Source organism: Geodermatophilus sabuli (genome assembly GCF_900215145.1).
Taxonomy (GTDB): domain Bacteria; phylum Actinomycetota; class Actinomycetes; order Mycobacteriales; family Geodermatophilaceae; genus Geodermatophilus; species Geodermatophilus sabuli.
Genome location: NZ_OBDO01000002.1, coordinates 284,395 through 306,596 on the forward strand (window position 1 = coordinate 284,395; position 22,202 = coordinate 306,596).

Genomic DNA, 22,202 nt, shown 5'->3' on the forward strand with positions numbered 1-22,202 from the left:
ACCTCCGGACGAACGAGGACGCCGCCGGACACGGCGCATCCACTCCGGCAACGACATCGGCGGGCGCGCCGGTACGGGGTACCGGTACGACGAGGGCGTGGCGTTCATCGCAGGCCCTCGGGCAGCAGGCGGGCCAGGCGGCGCACCGCGCGGTGCTGCAGGGCCTTGATCGCGCCGTCCTTCTTGCCCATGACCGCCGCGGTCTCCGACACCGACAGCCCCTGGAGGAACCGCAGCGAGATGCACTCCTGTTGCTCGCCGCCGAGCTGCCGGACGCACGACAGCAGCTGCTCGTTGGTCAGCTGTTGGACGACGGCGTCCTCGGGGCCGTCGGTGGCGCGGTCGGCGTCGCGCATGTCGGCGGTGGTGACCTCGAGCCGGTAGCGGCTGCTCTTCACGTGGTCGAGCACGAGGTTCCGGGCGATGGTGACCAGCCAGGCGCCGACGTCGCGGCCCTGGTAGGTCAGCGAGTCGATCCGCCGGAGGGCCCGCACGAAGGTCTCGCTGGTGAGGTCCTCGGCCGCGGCCCGGTCGCCGACCCGGTGGTACAGGTAGCGGAAGACCATCGCCACGTAGTGGTCGTAGAGCTGCCCGAAGGCCTCGGCGTCCCCCTGCTGGGCCCGGCGGACCAGCTCCCAGACGTCGAGTGGCGGGGCGACCTGTCCGGGCTCGCCGGGGGGCGCCGTCATCTCCTCGAGCGGTGGTGCCGCACGCGGGTGCGGGGTGGGGCGGGGCCGCGGGCCAGCCGGGGTGGCGGCGGGTGGCCGCTGGTCCACCGGGTGCGGTCGGGGCATGCGGGCGCTCGTCCTCCTCGTCGGCCCGCTGAGCCCTCCGGCTCCGGGGAGACGCGCCCAGCCGGTCGCGGCGGCGCGCGGTGCTGCGGTGCAGCGCCCATGGTGACAACATCGCTGCAGCCCGTCCACGCCACCCCGGTCACGCGCCGTGTCGTGGCCCTTCCTGCGGGTGGCCATGACCGCTCCACCGGAGGAGATGTGCATGACCGACGTCGGGACGTCGCTGTCCTCGCTCGTGCGGGCGGCGGCCCGCGCGCGTCCGGGGGCACCGGCGGTGGTCGCGGGCGAGGAGCGGCTGACGTGGGGCGAGCTGGACGCGGAGGTCGACCGGGCGGCCGCCGGGTACGCCGCCCGGGGGCTGGCAGCGGGGGAGCGGGTGGCCGTGCAGCTGCCCAACGGCGTGGACTGGCTGCGGGCCGCGCTGGGCGCGCTGCGGGCCGGGCTGGTGGTGGTCCCGGTGAACACCGCCTACACCGACGCGGAGCTGGAGTACGTGCTCACCGACTCCGCCGCGGCGCTGCTGGTCGCCACCGCCGGACGGACGCCGCTGGCCGGGGTCCCCGTCGTGGCGGGCCCGCCGGCCGGGGACGGGCCGGGGCCGGCTGGAGCCGAGGGGGACGGGCGGGATCCGGACACGGCGCCGGCCTTCCTGGCCTACACCAGCGGCACGACCGGCCGCCCGCGTGGCGCGATGCTGTCGGCGGCCGCGCTGCGGGCCAACCAGGAGCAGTGCCTGGCGATGCAGCCGACGCCGGTGCGCCCTGACGACCGGGTGCTCCTGGTGCTGCCGCTGTTCCACGTCTACGGCCTCAACGCCGGGTTCGGGCTGGTCGCGGCGACCGGCGCCTGCGCGGTGCTGATGGAGGCGTTCGACCCGGTGGGGGCGCTGGCGCTGATGGCCCGCGAGCAGGTCACCGCGGTCCCGGGCGCGCCGCCGATGTACCAGGCGTGGCTGGCCGCGGCCGACTCCGCGGGTTCCGACGCCGACCTGCGCCGCGCCTTCGCCGCCGTCCGGATGGCCTCCTGCGGCGCCGCCCCGCTGCCCGCGGGTGTCTGGACGGCGATGCGGGAGCGGGCCGCGGTGACCGTCTGGGAGGGGTACGGGCTGACCGAGGCCTGCCCGGTGGTGGCCAGCACCCTGGCGACCGGGCGGGCCAAGCCGGCCTGCATCGGCGGACCGATCCCGGGCGTGGAGCTGCAGCTGCGCGACACCGCCCTGCACGAGCCGGACGCGGACGGTCCCGGCCGTGGGGACCTCACCGAGGACGGCCCCGGGGAGATCTGGGTGCGTGGGCCCAACCTGTTCTCCGGGTACTGGCCCGACGGGGCCGACGGGCCCGACGCCGACGGCTGGCTGGCCACGGGGGATCTCGCCTACGCCGACGAGGACGGCGACCTGCACCTGGTCGACCGGCGCAGCGACCTCATCCTGGTCAGCGGGTTCAACGTCTACCCCGCGGAGGTGGAACGGGTGCTCGATGCCCACCCGGCGGTCGCCGAGAGCGCCGTCATCGGGGTCCCGGACCCGCGCACCGGTGCTGCCGTGCGGGCGGTGGTGGCGCTGCGGCCCGGGCAGCGGCTCACCTTCGAGGAGCTGCGCGACCACGCCGCGGCGTCCCTGGCGCGCTACAAGGTGCCCACGTCGGTCCAGGTCCTGGCGACGCTGCCGCACTCGCTCACCGGCAAGGTGAGCCGGGCCCGGCTGCGTGAACTCGGTCTCACCGAGCCGCGGCCGGCGGGAACGGAGGCCGGCGATGAGTGAGCCGGCCCGTCTGCAGCTGATCACCCGCCAGGGCTGTCACCTGTGCGCGAACGCGGCCACCACGCTGGAGCAGATCGCCGCGGAGGCGGGGCTGACCACCACGGCGGTCGACGTGGACGCCGACCCGGACCTGCAGGCCGAGTACGGCGACCGGGTGCCGGTGGTGCTGCTGGACGGTCGCGAGCACTCGTACTTCACCGTCGACGTGCCCCGGCTGCGCCGCGACCTCGGGTTGGCCTGACGACAGCCGCGGGAGCATCGCAGCGAGCTCTGCGAGCGAGGAGCGGACCGGGGCGCGGAGTCGGGCAGGTGGGCACGGCCTGACGACAGCCGCGGGCCTGTCGGGGTCACCCGGGCGGGTCGATCCGGGAGCCGCCGGGTATGGTCTCGACCACAGCAGGCCCCGTATGCGCTGGGCAGTGGCCGTTCCGGGCCCCCAGCGACTTTGTTCCTGCGTTCACAAGCGGTTACCGTGGCTGTCGCCGGGCGGCAACCCGCCCGCGTCCCCGATGTCGATCGACCGCATCCGGCACCCGCCGGACGGACGGGCGCGACTGCTGTGGAGTAGAGGCCCGTGTCCCACCAGCGGCCCCGGATCCCGGAGGCCACCGTCGCTCGCCTCGCCGTCTACCTGAGGGTCCTCACCGGCCTGGCGGACGGCGGTCGCAGCAACGTCTCCTCGGGAGAGCTGGCCTCCGCGGCCGGCGTCAACCCCGCCGGCCTGCGCAAGGACCTCTCCCACCTGGGTCCCTGCGGCGTCCGCGGTGTGGGCTACGAGGTGGCCACCCTGCGCGACCGCATCGCCGGGGTGCTCGGTGTCGAACGATCCCGGGCCTGCGTCCTCGTCGGGATCGGCAACCTCGGCGCGGCACTGGCCGACTACGCCGGCTTCGGCAGCCGCGGGTTCCGGTTCATCGGCCTGTTCGACGCCGACCCGGCCCGGGTGGGCGTGGCGGTCGGCGGGCAGGCGGTCCGTCCCATGGAGCAGCTCGACGAGGTGGTCGCCGCGACGGCGGCCACCATCGGGGTCATCGCGACACCGGCCGAGGTCGCCCAGTCGGTCTGCGACCGGCTGACCGCAGCCGGGGTGAGGAGCATCTTGAACTTCGCACCGGTGGCACTGTCCGCGCCCGCAGGGGTCGACGTCCGTCAGGTCGACCTGTCCGTCGAGCTGCAGGTCCTCGCCTTCCTCGGCCAGCAACGGGCGGCCGCACCCGTGGAGGTGCTGGCATGAGTCTGCTGGCGGTCGGCGTCAGCCACCAGAATGCACCCGTCGCCCTGCTCGAGCAGTTCGCGATGGGCACCGACGACACCGTCAAGGCGCTGCACGAGCTGGTCGGGACCGACCACGTCAGCGAGGCGATCGTGCTCGCCACCTGCAACCGGGTCGAGGTCTTCGCCGAGGTCGAGCGCTTCCACGGCGGTGTCACCGAGGTGAGCCGGGTGCTCGCCCGGCAGGCGGGGGCCACGGTCGAGGAGCTCTCGCCGTACGTGACCGTGCACTACGAGGAGCAGGCCGTCACCCACCTGTTCACGGTGGCCGCCGGGCTGGACTCGATGGTCGTGGGCGAGACCCAGGTGCTCGGTCAGCTGCGCAACGCCTACGCCCTCGCCCGCGAGGAGGGCACGGTCGGCCGCGCGCTGCACCCGGTGGCCCAGCGGGCGCTGCGGGTCGGCAAGCGGGTGCACTCCGAGACCGGCATCGACCGGGCCGGGGCCTCGCTGGTGTCGGTCTCCCTCGACCGCGCCGAGGACCGCATCGGCCCGCTGGCCGGCCGCCCGGTGCTGGTCGTCGGTGCCGGCTCGATGGGCGCGCTGGCCGCGACCACGCTGGCCCGCCGCGGTGCGTCGGTCACCGTCAGCAGCCGCACCCCCGAGCACGCCCAGCGGCTGGCCACCGCCGTCGAGGGGCGCGCAGCGGAGCTGTCCGCGCTGCCCGAGGAGCTCGCCGCCGCCGACGTGCTGGTCACCTGCACCGGCGCACGCGGCCTGGTGGTCGTCACCGACGTCGTCGCCGCGGCGATGGCCGGCCGGCAGCACCGGCCGCTGGTCGTCATCGACCTCGCCCTGCCGCGCGACGTCGACCCCGGCGTCGCGGCGCTGCCCGGCGTGCACGTCGTCGACCTCGCCCTCCTGCAGGGCGAGCGGACGGCCGGCGGCGGGCACGCCGCGAGCCCGGTCGCGGCCGACGACGTCGCCGCGGCGCACGCCCTCATCGAGGCCGAGACCGCGCTGCTGCGCGCCGAGCGGCAGGCCGCGGCGGTCGCCCCCACCGTCTCCGCCCTCCGCAGCCAGGCCGCCGAGGTCGTCGACGCCGAGCTGCTGCGGCTGTCCAGCCGGCTGCCGGGCCTCGACGCCCGCGCCCGCCACGAGGTGGCCCGCACGGTGCGCCGCGTCGTGGACAAGCTGCTGCACGAGCCGACGGTCCGGGTCAAGGAGCTGGCCAGCGCCCCCGGGGGCGTGGACTACGCCGACGCACTGCGCGCCCTGTTCGGCCTCGGCATCGACGCCGAGGTGGGCCCGGAGCGGACCAACCTGGCCGAGGCGGTCACCGTCGACCCCGACGAGCTCGGGTCCGGGGGCATGTCGTGACCGACCTCGCGAGGTCCGCAGAGGCCGCGGCGACGGCGGGGATGACCCCGCTGCGGCTGGGCACCCGGGCCAGCCGGCTGGCGACCACCCAGTCCCAGACCGTCGCCGACGCGATCACCGCGGCCAGCGGCGTCCCCGTCGAGCTGGTGCACATCAGCACCGAGGGGGACCGCTCCTCGGCGGCGATCTCGCAGCTCGGCGGCACGGGCGTCTTCGTCGCCGCGATCCGCCAGGCGCTGCTCGAGGGCGCGGTCGACATCGCCGTCCACAGCTTCAAGGACCTCCCCACGACGCCCGAGCCGGGTCTGGTGGTGGCCGCCGTCCCGACGCGGGAGGACCCCCGCGACGCGCTGGTCGCCCGCGACGGCCACACGCTCGGCGAGCTGCCGTCCGGCTCGCGGGTCGGCACCGGCGCGCCCCGCCGCGTCGCCCAGCTGCGGGCGTTGGGGCTCGGCCTGGAGATCGTGCCGATCCGGGGCAACGTCGACACCCGGATCGGGAGGGTCCTGGGCGGCGACGGAGCGCAGGGTGATCTGGACGCCGTCGTGCTGGCCCGCGCCGGGCTGACCCGGCTGGGCCGGCTGGCGGCGATCACCGAGACCCTCGACCCGCTGCAGGTGCTCCCCGCTCCGGCGCAGGGCGCGCTGGCCGTGGAGTGCCGGGCCGACGACGTCCGCACCAGAGAGCTGCTCGCCGCCCTCGACGACGCCGCCACCCGGGCCTGCGTGGTCGCCGAGCGCACGACCCTGGCCGCGCTCGAGGCCGGCTGCAGCGCGCCGGTCGCGGCCTACGCGGAACTGGCCGAGGGCGAGGACGGCCCCGAGCTGTTCCTCCGCGCCTCGGTGACCGCGCTCGACGGCAGCGACGGCGTCCGCGACTCGATCTCCGGGCCGCCGGCCGACGCCGAGCGGCTCGGCCGCGAGCTCGCCGCCGAGCTCATCGACCGCGGCGCCGCCGAGCTCATGGCGGCCTCGAGGTGAGCGAGCTCGCGAGGTCTGGCGGCCTCGGGGTGAGCGAGCTCGCGAGGCCACCCCGACGACCCAGCACCCCCACCCCGGCCGGGCAGCCCACCCCGGCCTCACCGACCCCCGCACACCAGCCCTCACGGGCCAGGAACAGGAGCACGCGATGACGCGCTTCCGCAAGCAGAACGGGACGGCCGGCAAGGTCGTCTTCGTCGGCGCCGGACCGGGCGATCCCGGGATGCTCACCGCCCGGGCGACCGCGGCGCTGCGCGAGGCCGACACGGTCCTCGTCGACACCGACGTCCCGCCGGCCATCCACGACGCCGTCCGCGAGGCGCGCCCCGAGCTGGAGCTGACCCCCGCGGTCGGCGAGCCGGCCGAGGTGGCCAAGGCCGCCGTGGCCGCGGCCAAGGCGGGCGGCACCGTCGTCCGCCTGGTCGCCGGCGACCCCTTCACCAGCGACGCCGTGGTCAAGGAGGTGCTGGCCGTGGGCCGCACCTCCGTCGGCTTCGACGTCGTGCCCGGCGTCGCCCCCGTGACCGCGGTGCCGGCATTCGCCGGTGTCGCCCTCGGCGGCACCGCCCTGACCGCCGACCTCCGCGGCGGCGAGGCGGACCTCGCGGCGCTCGCCGCCGCCGCCAAGGGCCTGGACGCGCCGCTGGTGCTGTCGGGCAACGCCGAGGAGCTGCCCGACGCCGCCGCGCGGCTGGTCGAGGGCGGCCTGTCCGGCTCGACCCCCGTCGTGGTCACCACCGGTGGCTCGGGCACCGGCCAGAAGAGCGTTGTCGGCAAGCTCTCCGCCGTCGCGGAGAAGACCGCCGGCCTGGACGCCGTCACCGGCCCGGTCGTGGCCACGGTCGGCTCGGCCGTCGACAAGCGGGGCAAGCTCTCGTGGTGGGAGAGCCGGCCGCTGTTCGGCTGGCGGGTGCTGGTGCCGCGCACCAAGGACCAGGCCGGCGACATGAGCGACCGGCTGCGGGCCTACGGCGCCGTCCCGGTCGAGGTCCCGACGATCGCCGTCGAGCCGCCCCGCAGCCCCGCGCAGATGGACCGCGCCATCAAGGGCCTGGTCACCGGCCGCTACGGCTGGATCGTGTTCACCTCCGTGAACGCGGTGAAGGCGGTGCGGGAGAAGTTCGCCGAGCTCGGCCTCGACGCCCGCGCGTTCGCCGGCGTCAAGGTGGCCTGCGTCGGTGAGCAGACCGCCGAGGCCGTCCGTGACTTCGGCATCGTGCCCGAGCTGCTGCCCACCGGGCCGCAGTCCAGCGAGGGCCTGCTGGCCGACTTCCCCGAGTACGACGACGTCCTCGACCCGATCGACCGGGTGCTGCTGCCCCGCGCCGACATCGCCACCGAGACCCTCGCAGCCGGCCTCAAGGAGCGCGGCTGGGAGATCGACGACGTCACCGCCTATCGGACCGTCCGGGCCGCCCCGCCGGCCGCCGCGGTGCGCGAGGCGATCAAGGGCGGCGGCTTCGACGCGGTGTGCTTCACCTCGTCGAGCACGGTGCGCAACCTGGTCGGCATCGCCGGGAAGCCGCACGCCAAGACCGTCGTCGCGGTGATCGGTCCGCACACGGCCGAGACGGCGCAGGAGTTCGGTCTGCGGGTCGACGTCCAGCCGGAGACCGCCGCCGTCGCGCCGCTGGTCGACGCGCTGGCCGAGTACGCCGAGTCCCTCCGCGAGGCGGAGGACGGGGGCGAGAAGTGAGTGCCGGGTTCGCGCGCGGGCGTCGGCTGCGGTCGACGCCCGCCCTGCGGCGGCTGACCGCGCAGACGCGGCTGTCCCCGGCGGACCTCGTGCTGCCGGTCTTCGTCAAGCAGGACATCGCCGAGCCGGTGCCGATCAGCTCGATGCCCGGCGTCGTCCAGCACACCCTGGACTCGCTGCGCAAGGCCGCCCACGAGGCGGCCGAGGCCGGCATCTCCGGGCTGATGCTGTTCGGCATCCCGTCGGAGAAGGACCCGGTGGGCTCGCAGGCCGACGCCGCCGACGGGATCGTCAACGTCGCGCTGCAGCAGCTGCGGGCCGACCTCGGCGACGAGCTGGTGCTCATGGCCGACCTCTGCCTGTGCGAGTACACCGACCACGGGCACTGCGGCATCGTGACGCCGGCCAGGGGTGGGGTCCGGGGGCAGGGCGGGGGACTCGTCGTCGACAACGACCCGACCCTGGACCGCTACGCGGCGGTGGCGATCGCCCAGGCCCAGGCCGGCGCCCACCTGGTCGCCCCCAGCGGGATGATGGACGGGCAGGTCGCGGCGATCCGCGCCGGGCTGGACAGCGCCGCGTTCACCGAGGTGCCGATCCTGGCCTACGCCGCGAAGTACGCCTCGGGCTTCTACGGGCCCTTCCGCGAGGCCGCCGAGGGCGCGCCGCAGTTCGGCGACCGCTCGACCTACCAGATGGACCCGCCGAACGTGGACGAGGCGCTGCGCGAGGTGGCGCAGGACCTCGCCGAGGGTGCCGACGCGGTCATGGTCAAGCCCGCGCTGCCCTACCTGGACATCGTCGCGCGGGTGGCCGACTCCGTCGACGTCCCGGTCAGCGCGTACCAGGTCAGCGGCGAGTACGCGATGGTCGAGGCGGCCGCCGCCAACGGCTGGGTGGACCGGCAGCGGGCTGTCCTGGAGACGCTCACCGCCATCCGCCGGGCCGGTGCCGGCACCGTGCTGACCTACTGGGCGGTGGAAGCGGCCCGCTGGCTGCGCTGATGGGCCCGGCGGGGGGCGGCTACGCCGAGCCCGGGGCCTCCTGGCGGCCGTTCTGGCTGGTCGCCGGGGCTCTCGGGCTCCTCGTCGTCGGGGACCAGCTCCTGCCGGCCCTGGCCGTGCCCTCGCCGGTCTGGGCGCTGGTGCTGCTCGCCGTCCTGGGGGTGGTGGGGGCCGGGGTGCTCTCGGCCCGCCGCGCCTGGGGCGTCCGGGTCGACGCCGAGGGCGCCGACCCCGCGCTCACCGTCGGTCGCGAGCGCGTCCTGCTGGCCGACGTCGACGCCGCCCACCTGCGCGCGGTCGGCGCCGGGACGGCGGGGGTGGACGCCGGCGCCCCGGTGCTGGGCGGCGGCTGGTCGGTGCCGCGCGGGCGGGCCGGGCTGCCGCTGCGGCTCGCCGACGGGCGCACCGTGCTCGTGCCCACCCGCGACCCGGGCGCGCTCACCACCGCACTGCTCACCGCCGTCCGGGACACCCCGGAGGGGCACACAGGGACGAAGGGGACACTGGGCTCGTGACCTCGCTGGACTCCACGCCGTACCACTACGAGGCCCCCACGTCGGCCGGCCTGTTCGCCCGCGGTCAGCGGGTCACCCCCGGCGGGGTGAACAGCCCGGTGCGCGCCTTCCGCGCCGTCGGCGGCACCCCGCGGTTCATGACGCAGGGCGCCGGGGCGTACCTCACCGACGCCGACGGGCGGCGGTACGTCGACCTGGTCGCCTCCTGGGGCCCGCTGCTGCTCGGCCACGCCCACCCGGCGGTCGTGGAGGCGGTCATCGCCGCCGCGCGCCGCGGCCTGACCTTCGGCGCCCCCACCGAGGGCGAGCTGGAGCTGGCCGAGGAGATCATCGCCCGGGTCGCGCCGGTGGAGCAGGTCCGGCTGGTCAACTCCGGCACCGAGGCGGTGCTCTCGGCGGTCCGGCTGGCCCGAGGCGTCACCGGCCGCCCGCTGGTGGTCAAGTTCGCCGGCTGCTACCACGGGCACGTCGACGCGCTGCTGGCCTCGGCCGGCTCGGGCGTGGCCACCCTCGGCCTGCCCGACACCCCCGGCGTCACCACCGGCGCGGCTGCCGACACCGTCGTCGTGCCCTACAACGACGTCGCCGCGGTCGAGGCCGTGTTCGCCGAGCGGGGCGACCGGATCGCCGCCGTCATCACCGAGGCGGCGGTGGGCAACATGGGCGTCGTCCCGCCGCTGGACGGGTTCAACGCCGAGCTGCGCCGGATCACCGCCGCGCACGGCGCGCTGCTGATCGTCGACGAGGTCATGACCGGCTTCCGGGTCTCCCGGTCGGGCTGGTACGGCCTGGACCCGGTCGACGCCGACCTGTTCACCTTCGGGAAGGTCATGGGCGGCGGGCTGCCCGCCGCCGCGTTCGGTGGCCGCGCCGACCTCATGCAGCACCTGGCCCCGGCCGGCCCGGTCTACCAGGCGGGCACGCTGTCGGGGAACCCGGTGGCCGTCGCCGCCGGCCTGGCCACGCTGCGCCACTGCACCCGCGAGGTCTACGCCCGCTGCGACGAGGTGGCCGGGATCCTGCGCGGAGCGGCCAGCGCGGCCCTGTTCTCCGCCGGCGTCCCGCACCGGGTGCAGCAGGCCGGCTCGATGTTCTCGGTGTTCTTCGTCCCCGACGGGCGGCAGGTCCGCGACTACGACGACGCCCGCTCCCAGGACGCCGCCCGCTACACCGCCTTCTTCCACACCATGCTGGCCCGCGGCGTGTACCTGCCGCCGTCGGCGTTCGAGGCGTGGTTCGTCAACGCGGCCCTGGACGACGAGGCCGTCGAGCGGGTGCTGGAGGCGCTGCCCGCCGCCGCCCGCGCCGCCGCCGCGGTGGAGCCCGGCACGGCGCCGGCCGCCGAGGACCCGGCCGGGGTCAGCACCTGATGGCCTCGTCCCAGGGGCAGACCACCGTCGTCCACCTGCTGCGCCACGGGGAGGTCTTCAACCCCGAGAAGCTCCTCTACGGCCGGCTGCCCGGCTACCGGCTGTCCGAGACCGGCGAGGCCATGGCCCAGGCGGCCGCGGAGTGGTTCGCCGCCCGGCAGCCGATCACCCACCTCGTCTCCAGCCCGCTCGAGCGCGCCCAGCAGACCGCCGCGCCGATCGCCGCGGCCCTCGACCTGCCGGTGACGATCGACGAGCGGCTCATCGAGGCGGGCAACGCCTTCGAGGGGCTGCGGGTCGGCGTCGGGGACGGCGCCCTGCGCCGGCCCCAGCACTGGTGGAAGCTGCGCAACCCGTTCCGGCCCTCGTGGGGCGAGCCCTACGTGGAGATCGCCGCCCGCATGGTCGCCGCGGTGGAGGCCGCGCGCGACGCCGCCCGCGGGTCGGCCGCGGTCTGCGTCAGCCACCAGCTGCCCGTCTGGACGCTGCGCCTGCACCTGGAGGGACGCCGCTACGTGCACGACCCGCGGCGCCGGCAGTGCGGCCTGGCCAGCGTCACCTCGCTGACCTACGACGGGGACCGCTTCGTGGGGCTCTCCTACGCCGAGCCCGCCGGCGCCACCGACCCCGACGCGGTGCCCGGGGCATGAGGTACTCCCTCCGTGGACGCCCCGCCGGCGCTCCGCGTCCCCGCGGGCGGCTGCTCGGCGTGCTGCTGGGCGCGGTGGTGCTCGCGGGCTGCTCCACCGGCTCCTCCGCGGTCGACGTGAACAACGGCGGACAGTTCCGGTTCGTCGCCGGCACCCCGGCAGGGGAGGTCATCCCGGAGGCCGAGCGCGCCGCCGCACCCGACTTCTCCGGCACCCTCCTCGGCGGTGGCGACTTCACCTCCACCGAGCTGGCCGGGGACGTCGCGGTGCTCAACTTCTGGGGCTCGTGGTGCCCACCCTGCCGGGTGGAGACGCCGCAGTTCCAGGAGGTCTACGCCGACGTCCGCGACCGGGGCGTCGCGTTCCTCGGGCTGAACGTCAAGGAGACCAGCGAGCAGTTCGCGCAGGCGTTCGTCGACAGCGAGGGCATCGAGTTCCCGTCGCTCTACGACCCGCGCGGCGAGGTGGCGCTGGCGTTCCGGGACTACCCGGCCAACGCCATCCCGTCGACCATCGTGCTCGACCGCGACGGCCGGGTGGCCGCCGTCTACACCGGTGAGGTCGCCCAGGAGGACCTGCGGGCCGTGCTCGACCTGCTGCTGGGGGAGGAGGGCTGATGGGGGAGACCCTCGGCGGTCTGGTCACCGACGGCCCGCTGCTCGTCGCCGCCGCCGTCGCCGCCCTGGTCGGGCTGGTCAGCTTCGCCTCGCCCTGCGTCCTGCCGCTGGTGCCCGGGTACCTGTCCTACGTCACCGGCCTGGCCGGGGTGGGAGCACCCAGCCCCTCGCGATCACGGCGCCGCGACCGGCCTGCGGGCTCCGCCGGTGGTCAGGGCGCCATGGTCGCGGAGGACGTGGCGGTCGACGTGGCGGTCGACGACCGCGCTCCCCGCGGCCGGATGGTGCTGGGCGCGCTGCTGTTCGTGCTCGGCTTCACCGCAGTCTTCGTCGCGTTCGGTGCGGCGTTCGGCGGCCTGGGCCGGCTGCTGCTGCAGCACGCCGACGTGCTCACCCGCGTCTTCGGCGTCGTCACCATCGTCATGGGGCTGGCCTTCCTCGGCTGGCTGCCGTTCCTCCAGCGCACCGCCCGCCTGTCGGCCCGCCCGGTCGCCGGGCTGGCCGGTGCGCCGCTGCTGGGCATCGTCTTCGGCCTCGGCTGGACGCCGTGCCTCGGGCCGACGCTCGCCGCGGTGAACTCCCTCGCCTACGTCGAGGCGACCGCCGGCCGCGGCGCGTTCCTCGGCATCGCGTACTGCCTCGGCCTCGGGGTCCCGTTCGTGCTGGTCGCCCTCGGCGCCCGCTGGGCCCTCGGGGCGACGTCCTTCCTGCGCCGGCACGCGCGCACCGTCACCCGGGTCGGGGGCGCGCTGCTGGTGGTGGTCGGCGTCCTGCTGGTCACCGGGGCGTGGACGGAGATGATGGGCTGGCTGCGGTCGTGGCTGGCGACCACCGGCTTCGGGGAGTCGGCCCTGTGAGTGCCACGACGACGACGGGGGAGCGAGCAGCGCCGCCGGCTGGGGGCACCTCCCGCGTGCGGGGGCCGGCGAGCGAGGAACGGAACGAGCCCGGAGGCCGACCATGAGCACCGTGGCCCCGCCGCGGCCCGATGCGGCGCCGCAGCCGCCCGCCCGCCCCTCGCTCGGCCGGCGCGTGCTCGACCTGTGGCTGCGCTGGTGGCGCCGGCTCACCGCCATGCGGACGGCGATCATCCTGCTGCTCCTGCTGGCGCTGGCCGCGATCCCCGGGTCGTTGCTGCCGCAGCGCTCGCTCAGCCAGAACAACGTCACCCAGTACTTCGCCGACCACCCCGCCCTCGCGCCGTGGCTGGACCGGCTCTACCTGTTCGACGTCTTCAGCTCGCCGTGGTTCGCCGCGGTCTACCTGTTGCTGTTCGTCTCGCTGATCGGCTGCGTCGTCCCGCGGCTGGTCGAGCACGTCCGCGCGCTGCGCGCCGCCCCGCCCCCGGCCCCGCGCCGGCTGCTGCGGCTGCCCGACTCCGCGGAGCTGACCACCCCCCTGGCCGGGCCGGCCGCGCTCGACGTCGTCGAGGAGGAGCTGCGCGTCCAGCGGTTCCGCGTGGTCCGCCGGGAGCCCGGAGCCGGCCCCGCCGACTCCGCCGGGTCCAGCGGCATGGAGCTGTCGGCGGAGAAGGGCTTCTGGAAGGAGACCGGGAACATCCTGTTCCACCTCTCCCTGGTCGCCCTGCTGCTCGGCCTGGCCGGCGGCAAGCTCTGGGGCTACGAGGGCAGCATCCTGGTCACCGAGGGCCAGGGGTTCTGCAACTCCTTCCAGCAGTACGACACCTACTCCTCCGGCCCACTGGTCGAGGGCGCCGACCTCACCCCGCTGTGCGTGGACCTCGAGGACTTCCGCGCCGAGTACGAGGAGGACCTCACGGCCTCCTCCTACACCGCCGACATCACGTACGGCGCGCCCGGCGAGGACGGCCGGTCCACGACGATCGGCGTCAACGACCCGCTGCGCGTCGACGGCGACCGGGTCTACGTGACCGGCCACGGCTACAGCCCGCGGTTCACCGTCGCCCTCCCCGACGGCCGGGTCTTCGAGGGCGTCTCGGCGCCGTTCCTGCCCGCGGACCAGGCGACGATGGCCAGCCAGGGCGCGCTCAAGCTGCCCGACCTGGGCGCCGGCACCGACGACCAGCTCGCTCTCGAGGGGTTCTTCGCCCCGACCGGCGTGCTGCAGGGCGGCATCCTGACCTCGATCGACCCCCGGCCGCTGAGCCCCCAGGTGGCGATCATCGCCTACCGGGGCTACCTGGGGCTGGACTCGGGGCTGCCGCAGTCGGTGTACTCGCTGGACCAGAGCCAGGTCGAGCGCGGCCGGCTCGCCGAGGCCGGCCGCGCCAACCTCGCCGTCGGCGAGTCCCTCACCCTCGACGACGGCACCGCCATCACCTTCGACGGCTACGCCCAGTTCGCCGCGCTGCAGTTCTCCCACGACCCCGGGCAGGTGTGGGTGCTGGTGTCGGCCATCAGCCTGCTGCTCGGCCTGCTCGCCCTGCTGCTGCTCCGCCGGGAGCGCTTCTTCGCCCGCGTCGGCCCCGACCCGGGCAGCGGCGGTACCGTGCTCACGGTCGGCTCGCTGACCCGCGGCGGTGGCGAGAGCGCCGCCCGCTTCGCCGAGCTCACCGACCGGCTGCGCACCGCGCTCGACGCCCGTTCCACCCAGCCCCCCGCCCCGTCGTCCGTCGGGGCCGCACCGGAACCGGAGGCTCCCCCGCGTGACCGTTGACCAGTCGCTGGCCGACCTGTCGGACACCCTGTTCTCCATCGCCGTCGCGCTCTACTCGGTGGCCGTCGTCGCCTTCTCCGCGCAGCTGGCCTTCGGCCGCCGCCCCGCCGCCCGCCAGCTGGTCGGCGCCGGCGCCGGCGGGGGGACCGGGGACGGCGTGGCCCCGGTCGAGACGCCGTCCACCGCGCGCTGGGGCCTGATCGGGCTCGGCGTCACCGTCCTCGGCGCACTGGTGCACACCGGGGTCCTGCTCACCCGCGGGCTCGCCGCCGGGCGGCTGCCCTGGGGCAACATGTACGAGTTCGCCACCGCCGTCGTCCTCGTGGGCGTGGTCGCGTTCCTCGTGCTCGCCGTCCGGACCCCCGCGGTGCGCGACATCGGCGCCTTCGTGCTGGCTCCGGTCGTGCTGAGCCTCGTCGCGATCGGGCTGTTCCTGTACGCGGAGGCCGGTCCGCTGGTCGCCGCGCTGCGGTCGAGTTGGCTCGCCGTCCACGTCAGCACCGCGATCATCGGGTTCGGCATCTTCTTCGTCAGCGGGATCGCCAGCGTCCTGTACCTCCTGCGCGTCCGGCACGACGCCCGTGGGGACGACGCCGGCAGCTCGGTGCTCTCGCGGCTGCCCGGCGCGGCGACGCTGGACCGGATCGCGCACCGCACCGCCGTCTTCGGCTTCCCGATCTGGACCTTCGCGGTCATCGCCGGGGCCATCTGGGCCGAGAGCGCCTGGGGCCGCTTCTGGGGCTGGGACCCGAAGGAGACCTGGGCGTTCATCGCCTGGGTCGTGTACGCCGGCTACCTGCACGCCCGGACGACGGCCGGCTGGCGGGGCCGCCCTTCGGCGTGGGTCAACGTGATCGGGCTGGTCGTGATGGTGTTCAACCTGCTCTACGTGAACATGGTCTCCACCGGCCTGCACAGCTACGCCGGGGTCAGCTGAGGCCGGTCAGGTCCCTCCTCGGGAGGACACGTTCGCCGCTCCGGTGCCCGGCAGCGTGACGCGGCCCACCGGCGCGTGCTTCCATGCGCGCATGACGCTGAACTCGGCGGTCCGCCGTGGGTAGGCACTCCGCCGCCGACGACGCCGTGGTGCACCCCGTCGTCGCGGCGGCACTGGCGCGGCGGCCCGCGGGCCTGCCGGCCGCCCGGCACGGGGACCTGCGCGCCGACTCGACGGAGAGCGAACTGGGCTGGCCCGGCGAGTCGACGACGCACGAGGGCCTGGGCTGGCCCGGTGGCATGTCGGCCGAGCCGGCCCGTCAGGCCGGCGGGGCGGCGGAGCAGCCGGCCCGCCCGCGCGGCTGGCGGCGGTTCTTCCGAGCCGCCTGAGGTCCGAGCCGCCTGAGGAAGGCCCTCTGCCCCCCGCCGGCTCGCGGCGGGACCCTGCAGCGGGCCGCCCGTCCTCCTCGCCCCTCGCAGGCTCGGGACGGGACCGGCGCCGCCGCGCTGCTAGGCCGGGGAGCCGTCGTCCCGGCGGGTGCGGCGCTCGAGCTCGCGCAGGAACTCCGGGTCGTCGTCGGGAGCCAGCGGCGGGCCGCTGCGGGTCGGCCGCGGACGCGGCCGCATCGCGGGGCGCCCACCCCCACCTGGGCCGCTCTGCGCACTCGAGCGCATGACGAGGACCGTCACGGCGACCACCAGGACCAGCACCACCAGGAACGCCATGACGATCTCCCCCTCCACCGAGTCCAGCCCGACTGCCACCCACAGTACGTCCGCGGCGATACTCGACCGCGGCAGTGGAGCGCCGCACGAGGGGAGAGCGCCATCGACGCCGTCGACCGGCAGCTGATCGACCTGCTCAGCGCCAACGGGCGGGCCAGCTACGCCGAGCTCGCCCGCCAGGTGGGCCTGTCCGCACCGGCCGTGCACGAGCGCGTCGGCAAGCTGGAGGCCGCGGGGGTGGTCCTCGGGTACCGGGCGGTCGTCGACCCCGGGGCCGTGGGTCTGGACGTCACGGCGCTGATCAGCGTCATCGAGAGCGACTCGGTCGACGACACCGGCATCGAGGAGGCGCTGCGCGCCATGCCCGAGGTCGAGGACTGCTGGCGGGTCGCCGGTGCCGAGGGCTACGTGCTGAAGATCCGCGTGACGGACATCCCGGCACTGGAGGCCACCATCAGTGCGTTGAACAGGATCCGGGGCGTCGCACGCACCCGGACGACCGTCGTCCTGAGTACCAAGTGGGAGGGCCGCCATGGCCGAGAACGCTGAACCGACGGTGCCGGGGGCGCCGACGGGTGGGCCGGCGGCGCCGCCGAGGATCGTGCCCTGGCTGGTCGTCTACACCGTCGGCCGGTTGGCCATCGCCGCGGCCCTGGTGCTGCTGCTGTGGTGGGTCGGCCTGGACCTCTGGTCCGGCGCGCTCTTCGGCCTGCTGCTGTCGATGCCGGTGTCCTACCTGCTGCTGCGCCCGTCGCGGGAGCGGCTGACCGAGGGGCTGGCCGCGCGCAGCCTGGCCCGCAAGCAGGCCAAGCGGGACGTCGACGCCCGGCTCGCCGGCGACGAGAGCTGACCGAGCCCCGCGACGACGGTCCCGATCACCCACTGCGCCGTGCCGTCGGCGGCGACCAGGTCGTCCCGGACAGGGCCGAACCGGCCGCCGAGCAGGCCCGCGGGCACGGCGGCAGGGTGGGGACAGGGGGCCTCAGCCGCTGAGCGCGAGACCGGCGCCCAGCAGGACGCCGGTGACCAGGGTGAGCCGGCCGGTGCCGCCGAGGGCGCCGATGAGCGCCGGCCCGCGCCCACCGGAGAGCACCGTGCGCACCGGCGGCACGGCCAGCGGGACGGCGAGCAGCCCGAGCAGCGCCCACGGCCGGACGACCCCGATCGCCGCCACGACGGCGAAGGCCACCGCCGGCAGCGCCGCGAACGCGATGCGGGTGCCGCGCTCGCCCATCAGCACGGCCAGCGTCCGCTTGCCGACGGCGGCGTCGCCCTCGATGTCGCGCAGGTTGTTGACGACCAGCAGCGCCACGATCAGCAGACCGACCGGCACCGACGCCGCGACGGCCAGCGCCTCCACCGAGCGGGTCTGCGCGAACGTCGTCCCGACGACGGCGACCGGACCGAAGAAGACGAAGACGAACACCTCCCCGAGCGCCCGGTAGCCGTAGGGGATCGGCCCGCCGGTGTAGGTCCAGGCCGCGACGATGCAGACCGCGCCGACCACGACCAGCCACCAGCTCGACAGCGCCGCCAGCGCCAGCCCGGCCACCCCGGCGACGGCGAAGGACAGCGCCGCCGCGAGGAGGACCTGCCGCGGGGTGGCCGCTCCCGAGCCGACCAGCCGCATCGGCCCCACCCGCACGGTGTCGGTGCCGCGGGTCCCGTCGGAGTAGTCGTTGGCGTAGTTGACCGCCACCTGCAGGGCCAGCGCCACGACCAGTGCCAGGAGCGCCGGGCCGAGCCGGAAGCCGTCCAGGGCCGCGGCGACACCGGAGCCGACCAACACGGGGGACACGGCGGCGGGCAGGGTGCGCGGGCGGGCACCGGCCAGCCACTGGACGGGGGTGGCCATCGGGTCAGTGCCTCTCGTCGGCCGCCGGCGCGGCGGTGATCCGGGCGGCGAGGCCGCGGCGGTCGGGCTTGCCGGTGTGCAGGGTCGGGACCGCGGCGATGCGGTGCAGTTCCCGCGGCGCGGCGGGCCCGCCGAGCCGCTCGCGCACCCACGGCCGCAACACGTCCAGGTCCGGCTCGGCCCCGGGCACCGGGACGACGGCGGCGACCACGCGCTGGCCCCACTCCTCGTCGTGCCGGCCGAACACCACCGCGTCGGCGACGGCGGGGTGCTCGCGCAGCACGGCCTCCACCGCCTGGGGTGCCACGTTCACCCCTCCGGTGATCACGACGTCGTCCAGCCGGCCGTGCACGGTGAGCCGCCCGTCGGGGCCGAGCGAGCCGGCGTCCCGGGTGCGGAACCAGCCGTCGGCGAAGGCCGCCGCGGTCCCCTCGGGGTCCAGCCGGTAGCCGAGCGCGAGCACGGGCCCGGCGAGCTCGACCCCTCCCTCGGTCACCCGTACCCGCACGCCGTCCAGCGGTCGTCCGTCGTACACGCAGCCGCCCGCCGTCTCGGTCATGCCGTAGCTCGTGGCGACGGTGACCCCCTCGTCCCGGGCCCGCGCCAGCAGCGCCGGGTCGGTGGCCGCGCCGCCCACCAGCACCGCGTCCAGGGCGCGCAGCCCGCCGGCCTCGGCCTCGAGGAACCGGCGCAGCTGGGTGGGCACCATCGCCGCGTACCGCCGGCCGGGGGGCATGCGGGCGACCGCGGCCGCCAGCCCCTCGCCGCGGGCCGGCACCGTCGGCTCGGTGCGCGCGACGACCGACCGGCACAGCACCTGCAGCCCGGCGACCGACGACACCGGGAGGACCAGCAGCCACGCCCCGGGACCGCCCAGCCGCCGCATCGTCGCCTCGGCCGAGGCCACGACGGCCGAGGCCGGCAGCAGCACGCCGCGGCCGCCCCCGGTCGAGCCGGAGGTGACGACGACGAGGTCCGCGCCCGGCTCCAGGGGCTCCTGCGGGCGCAGCAGCGTGCGCGCGGCGTCCACCGCGGCCGGCGGCCCGGCGGGCAGCACCGCCAGCGGAGCGGTGCCCTCGAGCGCGGCGCGCAGGTGCGGCAGCAGCGCCCGGGGGTCGGCGGGCGCGGACACGAGGGTCAGGTGCCGGGCCACGAGGCACCAGCGTAAGGACCCTCCTGTCCCCCGTGGAGGATCCCCTCGCCCCCCGCCCCTCGCCGGCTCGCGGCGGGACCCTGGAAGGGGCCGTCAGGGCTGGCAGCGGGGCCCTGCAGGAGGGCCGGATTACGCTGCTCGTGTGGAGGTCGCGGCGGAGATCGACGCCGTGCGGGTCTGGTCGGTGCCGATGCGCACCCGCTTCCGCGGCGTCGACGTCCGCGACGGCGTCCTGGTGCGCGGCCCGGCCGGGTGGGGCGAGTTCTCGCCCTTCTGGGACTACGACGTCGCCGAGAGCCGGCGCTGGTGGGCCGCGGCCGTCGAGTCCGCGGTCGAGGGCTGGCCGGCGCCGCTGCGGGACACCGTGCCGGTCAACGTGACGGTGCCGGCGGTCGACGCCGAGCGGGCGCACGCGATCGTCGCGGCATCGGGCTGCCGCACCGCGAAGGTCAAGGTGGCCGAGCCCGGGCAGACGGCGGCCGACGATCTCGCGCGGGTGGAGGCGGTCCGCGACGCCCTGGGTCCGGACGGCGCGGTTCGCGTCGACGCCAACGCGGCCTGGGACGTCGACACCGCGGTGCGCCGCATCCGCGACCTGGACCGCGTCTGCCTGGAGTACGTCGAGCAGCCCTGCGCCACCCTTGCGGAGCTCGCCGCGCTGCGGCGGCGCACCGACGTCCGCGTGGCCGCCGACGAGGTCGTGCGCCGCGCCGCCGACCCGCTGCGGGTGGACCTGCGCGAGGCCTGCGACGTGGTCGTCCTCAAGGTGCAGCCGCTCGGCGGGGTCCGGGCGGCGCTGCGGGTGGCCGAGGCGCAGGACCTGCCGTGCGTGGTGTCCTCGGCCCTGGAGTCCTCGGTGGGCATCGCCGCCGGGGTCGCGCTGGCGGCGGCACTGCCCGAGCTCCCGTTCGCCTGCGGCCTGGCCACCGTCGCGCTGTTCACCGACGACGTCACCAGCACACCGCTGCTCCCGGTGGACGGCGCGCTGCCGGTCACGCGCCCCGAACCCGACCGGGTCGACGCCGTCGCCGCCGACCCGCTCACCCAGGCCCGCTGGGGCGCCCGGCTGGCCGCCGTGGTGACCGCGTGAACCCCTCCACCGCCTGCGCGCGGGTGCTCGTCGACGAGCTGGTCCGTGGCGGCGTCACCGACGCGGTGCTCTCACCCGGCTCCCGCTCGGCGCCGGTCGCGCTGGCGCTGTTCGAGGCCGAGCGGGCCGGCCGGCTGACCCTGCACGTGCGCATCGACGAGCGCACGGCGTCCTTCCTCGCCCTCGGCCTGGCCAGGGCGTCGGGGCGGCCGGTGCCGGTGCTCACGACATCCGGCACGGCGACGGCGCACCTGCACGCCGCGGTCCTCGAGGCCGACGCCGCCGGTGTGCCGCTGCTGGCGCTCACCGCCGACCGGCCACCGGAGCTGCGCGACACCGGCGCCAACCAGACGATCGCCCAGCCGGGGCTGTACGGCGGCGCGGTGCGCGCGGCGGTCGACGCCGGCGTGCCCGAGGCGGGACGGGAGGCGGCGCAGAACCGGTACTGGCGCTCGCTGGTGGCCAAGGCCCTGCTGGTGGCCCGCGGGACGCTGTCCGGCGACCCGGGCCCGGTGCACCTCAACCTGCCGTTCCGCGAGCCGCTGCTGCCCGACGACGCCGCCCCCGCCGTGCTCCCCGAGCCGTGGGCCGGCCGCCCGGACGGCGCGCCGTGGACGGCGGGGGCCGCTGCGTGCCCAGCCCCGGTCCGCGACGCCGGACCGGCCCGGACGCTCGTCGTGGTCGGCGACGCGCCCGCCGCGCTGGGCCGAGCCGCCGCCGCGCTCGCCGACACGCGGGGGTGGCCGGTGCTCGCCGAGCCGTCCAGCGGTGCCTGGGCGGCGTCGCTGCGCGGTGGTGCGCTGCTGCTCGGCGTCCCGGACTGGCTGGCCGCGCACCGCCCCGAGCGGGTGCTGGTGGTCGGGCGCCCCACGCTCTCGCGGCCGGTGTCGGCGCTGCTGGCCGATCCCGCCGTCCGGGTCGAGACGGTCGCCGCCGCCCCCCGCTGGGCCGACGCCGGCCGGTCGACCGCGGCCGTCGGGGTGCTGCCGGCCGGTGGGGCCCCGGCCGACCCCGCGTGGCGGGCGGACTGGGCGGCCGCCGCCGCGCGGCTGGGGACGGCGGTCGACGGGCTGCTGGACGCCGTCGAGGGGCTGACCGCCGCCCGGCTGGCCCGCGACCTGGTCGCCGGGCTGCCCGACGGGGCGCTGCTGGTCCTGGGGTCGTCGACGCCCGTGCGCGACGTCGACCGGCTCGCCGTCCCGCGGGCGGGGCTGACCGTGCTCGCCAACCGGGGGGTCGCCGGCATCGACGGCACGGTGTCCACCGCCGTCGGCGCCGCGCTGGTGCACCAGCGGGCCGGTGCGGGCCCGGCTGTCGCGCTCCTCGGCGACCTCACGTTCCTGCACGACCTGCAGGGCCTGCTCGGGGGTGACGGGGAGCCGCGACCGGACCTCACCCTCGTCGTGCCCGACAACGACGGCGGCGGCATCTTCGCCCAGCTGGAGCCCGGGCAGCCGCGGTACGAGGCCGGCTACCGGCGGGTGTTCGGCACCCCGCACGGTCGCGACCTGGTCGCCGTCGCCGAGGCGCTGGGCTGGCCCGCCGTCCGGGTCGAGCGCCCCGCTGACCTCGCCGCCGCGGTCGCCGCCGGTGGGCCGCGGGTGGTCGTCGTCCGCACCGGGCAGCGGGTCGAGGCCGACCTGGCCCGGGACCTGCGCGGCGTCGCGACCGAGGTCCTGACCGGCGCGCGCGGGGGCCGAGGAGGCGCCGGTTGAGTGGTTGATCGTCCGGGCAGGGGTGCGGCACGGCGGGCGGGGTGGCCGGCAGCCCCGTACGCCCAGGCCCGGCAGTCGAGAACCACGGCTGCCGGGCCGCCTGGGTGGCC

The 22,202-nt window shown here is 76.4% G+C and carries 23 protein-coding genes and 1 pseudogene; 20 read left to right on the top strand and 4 right to left on the bottom strand.

Annotation, left to right across the window (positions count from 1 at the left end):
• Window positions 1-104 precede the first annotated feature (104 nt).
• On the bottom strand, window positions 105-689 hold the full coding sequence (locus tag CRP39_RS06935) for an ECF subfamily RNA polymerase sigma factor, BldN family (RefSeq protein ID WP_245853655.1): 585 nt from the start codon (window positions 687-689) through the stop codon (window positions 105-107).
• Window positions 690-996: 307 nt separating this feature from the next.
• On the opposite strand from CRP39_RS06935, the gene CRP39_RS06940 reads away from it, so the two are divergent.
• The 15 genes from CRP39_RS06940 to CRP39_RS07010 all read left to right on the top strand — a co-directional run bounded on the left by CRP39_RS06940 (window position 997) and on the right by CRP39_RS07010 (window position 15,943).
• On the top strand, window positions 997-2,556 hold the full coding sequence (locus CRP39_RS06940; protein WP_097205564.1) for an AMP-binding protein: 1,560 nt from the start codon (window positions 997-999) through the stop codon (window positions 2,554-2,556).
• A complete protein-coding gene (locus CRP39_RS06945) occupies window positions 2,549-2,797 on the top strand; it encodes a glutaredoxin family protein (RefSeq protein ID WP_097205566.1) in 249 nt (82 codons plus the stop codon). Before CRP39_RS06940 ends, CRP39_RS06945 begins: the two co-directional genes overlap by 8 nt.
• A 333-nt stretch (window positions 2,798-3,130) precedes the next feature.
• Complete coding sequence (locus CRP39_RS06950; protein WP_097205568.1) at window positions 3,131-3,790, top strand: redox-sensing transcriptional repressor Rex; 660 nt, start codon at window positions 3,131-3,133, stop codon at window positions 3,788-3,790.
• On the top strand, window positions 3,787-5,148 hold the full coding sequence (locus CRP39_RS06955) for a glutamyl-tRNA reductase (RefSeq protein ID WP_097205570.1): 1,362 nt from the start codon (window positions 3,787-3,789) through the stop codon (window positions 5,146-5,148). Before CRP39_RS06950 ends, CRP39_RS06955 begins: the two co-directional genes overlap by 4 nt.
• Entirely contained in the window at window positions 5,145-6,128 is a 984-nt protein-coding gene (gene hemC, locus CRP39_RS06960; RefSeq protein ID WP_245853656.1) for a hydroxymethylbilane synthase, read from the top strand. The genes CRP39_RS06955 and hemC overlap by 4 nt, the downstream gene beginning before the upstream one ends.
• A 148-nt stretch (window positions 6,129-6,276) precedes the next feature.
• Window positions 6,277-7,824, top strand: coding sequence for a bifunctional uroporphyrinogen-III C-methyltransferase/uroporphyrinogen-III synthase (locus CRP39_RS06965; RefSeq protein WP_097205572.1), 1,548 nt, complete (start codon window positions 6,277-6,279; stop codon window positions 7,822-7,824).
• Window positions 7,821-8,828: a porphobilinogen synthase gene (hemB, locus tag CRP39_RS06970; protein WP_097205574.1), complete on the top strand. Its 1,008-nt coding sequence runs from the start codon at window positions 7,821-7,823 to the stop codon at window positions 8,826-8,828. Before CRP39_RS06965 ends, hemB begins: the two co-directional genes overlap by 4 nt.
• The gene (locus CRP39_RS06975; protein WP_097205576.1) at window positions 8,828-9,343 is read left to right on the top strand and encodes a hypothetical protein; all 516 of its coding nucleotides are present in this window, start codon (window positions 8,828-8,830) and stop codon (window positions 9,341-9,343) included. Before hemB ends, CRP39_RS06975 begins: the two co-directional genes overlap by 1 nt.
• Window positions 9,340-10,713, top strand: a complete 1,374-nt coding sequence (gene hemL, locus CRP39_RS06980; protein WP_097205578.1) for a glutamate-1-semialdehyde 2,1-aminomutase — start codon at window positions 9,340-9,342, stop codon at window positions 10,711-10,713. The genes CRP39_RS06975 and hemL overlap by 4 nt, the downstream gene beginning before the upstream one ends.
• A complete protein-coding gene (locus CRP39_RS06985) occupies window positions 10,713-11,363 on the top strand; it encodes a histidine phosphatase family protein (RefSeq protein ID WP_097205580.1) in 651 nt (216 codons plus the stop codon). Before hemL ends, CRP39_RS06985 begins: the two co-directional genes overlap by 1 nt.
• Window positions 11,360-11,980 carry a TlpA family protein disulfide reductase gene (locus CRP39_RS06990; protein WP_097205582.1) on the top strand — a complete coding sequence of 207 codons (621 nt, stop codon included), beginning with the start codon at window positions 11,360-11,362 and terminating at the stop codon, window positions 11,978-11,980. The genes CRP39_RS06985 and CRP39_RS06990 overlap by 4 nt, the downstream gene beginning before the upstream one ends.
• A complete protein-coding gene (locus tag CRP39_RS06995; protein WP_097205584.1) occupies window positions 11,980-12,837 on the top strand; it encodes a cytochrome c biogenesis CcdA family protein in 858 nt (285 codons plus the stop codon). Before CRP39_RS06990 ends, CRP39_RS06995 begins: the two co-directional genes overlap by 1 nt.
• 103 nt (window positions 12,838-12,940) lie before the next feature.
• Window positions 12,941-14,617 (top strand): cytochrome c biogenesis protein ResB, encoded by a 1,677-nt coding sequence (gene resB, locus CRP39_RS07000; protein WP_097205586.1) that lies wholly within the window; start codon window positions 12,941-12,943, stop codon window positions 14,615-14,617.
• On the top strand, window positions 14,607-15,554 hold the full coding sequence (gene ccsB / locus CRP39_RS07005) for a c-type cytochrome biogenesis protein CcsB (RefSeq protein ID WP_097205588.1): 948 nt from the start codon (window positions 14,607-14,609) through the stop codon (window positions 15,552-15,554). Before resB ends, ccsB begins: the two co-directional genes overlap by 11 nt.
• 116 nt (window positions 15,555-15,670) lie before the next feature.
• Window positions 15,671-15,943 carry a hypothetical protein gene (locus CRP39_RS07010; RefSeq protein WP_097205590.1) on the top strand — a complete coding sequence of 91 codons (273 nt, stop codon included), beginning with the start codon at window positions 15,671-15,673 and terminating at the stop codon, window positions 15,941-15,943.
• Between the two features lie 120 nt (window positions 15,944-16,063).
• Here the strand turns inward: CRP39_RS07010 and CRP39_RS07015 are convergent, their stop codons facing one another.
• Window positions 16,064-16,318: a hypothetical protein gene (locus CRP39_RS07015; protein ID WP_245853657.1), complete on the bottom strand. Its 255-nt coding sequence runs from the start codon at window positions 16,316-16,318 to the stop codon at window positions 16,064-16,066.
• A gap of 93 nt (window positions 16,319-16,411) precedes the next feature.
• Between CRP39_RS07015 and CRP39_RS28315 the strand changes: the two are divergent.
• The 3 genes and pseudogenes from CRP39_RS28315 to CRP39_RS07025 all read left to right on the top strand — a co-directional run.
• A pseudogene (locus CRP39_RS28315) lies at window positions 16,412-16,462 on the top strand (hypothetical protein); the annotation flags it as partial.
• A gap of 18 nt (window positions 16,463-16,480) precedes the next feature.
• A complete protein-coding gene (locus tag CRP39_RS07020; RefSeq protein ID WP_245853658.1) occupies window positions 16,481-16,828 on the top strand; it encodes an Lrp/AsnC family transcriptional regulator in 348 nt (115 codons plus the stop codon).
• Complete coding sequence (locus CRP39_RS07025; protein WP_097205593.1) at window positions 16,812-17,129, top strand: DUF4229 domain-containing protein; 318 nt, start codon at window positions 16,812-16,814, stop codon at window positions 17,127-17,129. The genes CRP39_RS07020 and CRP39_RS07025 overlap by 17 nt, the downstream gene beginning before the upstream one ends.
• Window positions 17,130-17,261: 132 nt before the next feature.
• Here the strand turns inward: CRP39_RS07025 and CRP39_RS07030 are convergent, their stop codons facing one another.
• Together CRP39_RS07030 and menE are read right to left on the bottom strand one after the other, a co-directional pair.
• Window positions 17,262-18,134 (bottom strand): 1,4-dihydroxy-2-naphthoate polyprenyltransferase, encoded by an 873-nt coding sequence (locus CRP39_RS07030; RefSeq protein WP_097205595.1) that lies wholly within the window; start codon window positions 18,132-18,134, stop codon window positions 17,262-17,264.
• A gap of 4 nt (window positions 18,135-18,138) precedes the next feature.
• Window positions 18,139-19,287: an o-succinylbenzoate--CoA ligase gene (gene menE, locus CRP39_RS07035; RefSeq protein WP_097205596.1), complete on the bottom strand. Its 1,149-nt coding sequence runs from the start codon at window positions 19,285-19,287 to the stop codon at window positions 18,139-18,141.
• 142 nt (window positions 19,288-19,429) lie between these two features.
• Here menE and CRP39_RS07040 point away from each other — a divergent pair, with 142 nt between their 5' ends.
• Window positions 19,430-20,377, top strand: coding sequence for an o-succinylbenzoate synthase (locus tag CRP39_RS07040; RefSeq protein WP_097205598.1), 948 nt, complete (start codon window positions 19,430-19,432; stop codon window positions 20,375-20,377).
• Window positions 20,374-22,092: a 2-succinyl-5-enolpyruvyl-6-hydroxy-3-cyclohexene-1-carboxylic-acid synthase gene (menD, locus tag CRP39_RS07045; RefSeq protein WP_097205600.1), complete on the top strand. Its 1,719-nt coding sequence runs from the start codon at window positions 20,374-20,376 to the stop codon at window positions 22,090-22,092. Before CRP39_RS07040 ends, menD begins: the two co-directional genes overlap by 4 nt.
• Window positions 22,093-22,202 lie beyond the last annotated feature (110 nt).

Coding starts and splice junctions, on each gene's coding strand:
- CRP39_RS06935 (WP_245853655.1), bottom strand. CDS start 689: ATGACGGCGCCCCCCGGCGAGCCCGGACAGGTCGCCCCGCCACTCGAC.
- CRP39_RS06965 (WP_097205572.1), top strand. CDS start 6,277: ATGACGCGCTTCCGCAAGCAGAACGGGACGGCCGGCAAGGTCGTCTTC.
- CRP39_RS07025 (WP_097205593.1), top strand. CDS start 16,812: ATGGCCGAGAACGCTGAACCGACGGTGCCGGGGGCGCCGACGGGTGGG.
- CRP39_RS07030 (WP_097205595.1), bottom strand. CDS start 18,134: ATGGCCACCCCCGTCCAGTGGCTGGCCGGTGCCCGCCCGCGCACCCTG.
- CRP39_RS06940 (WP_097205564.1), top strand. CDS start 997: ATGACCGACGTCGGGACGTCGCTGTCCTCGCTCGTGCGGGCGGCGGCC.
- CRP39_RS06995 (WP_097205584.1), top strand. CDS start 11,980: ATGGGGGAGACCCTCGGCGGTCTGGTCACCGACGGCCCGCTGCTCGTC.
- resB (WP_097205586.1), top strand. CDS start 12,941: ATGAGCACCGTGGCCCCGCCGCGGCCCGATGCGGCGCCGCAGCCGCCC.
- CRP39_RS06985 (WP_097205580.1), top strand. CDS start 10,713: ATGGCCTCGTCCCAGGGGCAGACCACCGTCGTCCACCTGCTGCGCCAC.
- CRP39_RS06975 (WP_097205576.1), top strand. CDS start 8,828: ATGGGCCCGGCGGGGGGCGGCTACGCCGAGCCCGGGGCCTCCTGGCGG.
- CRP39_RS06955 (WP_097205570.1), top strand. CDS start 3,787: ATGAGTCTGCTGGCGGTCGGCGTCAGCCACCAGAATGCACCCGTCGCC.
- CRP39_RS06945 (WP_097205566.1), top strand. CDS start 2,549: ATGAGTGAGCCGGCCCGTCTGCAGCTGATCACCCGCCAGGGCTGTCAC.
- CRP39_RS06990 (WP_097205582.1), top strand. CDS start 11,360: ATGAGGTACTCCCTCCGTGGACGCCCCGCCGGCGCTCCGCGTCCCCGC.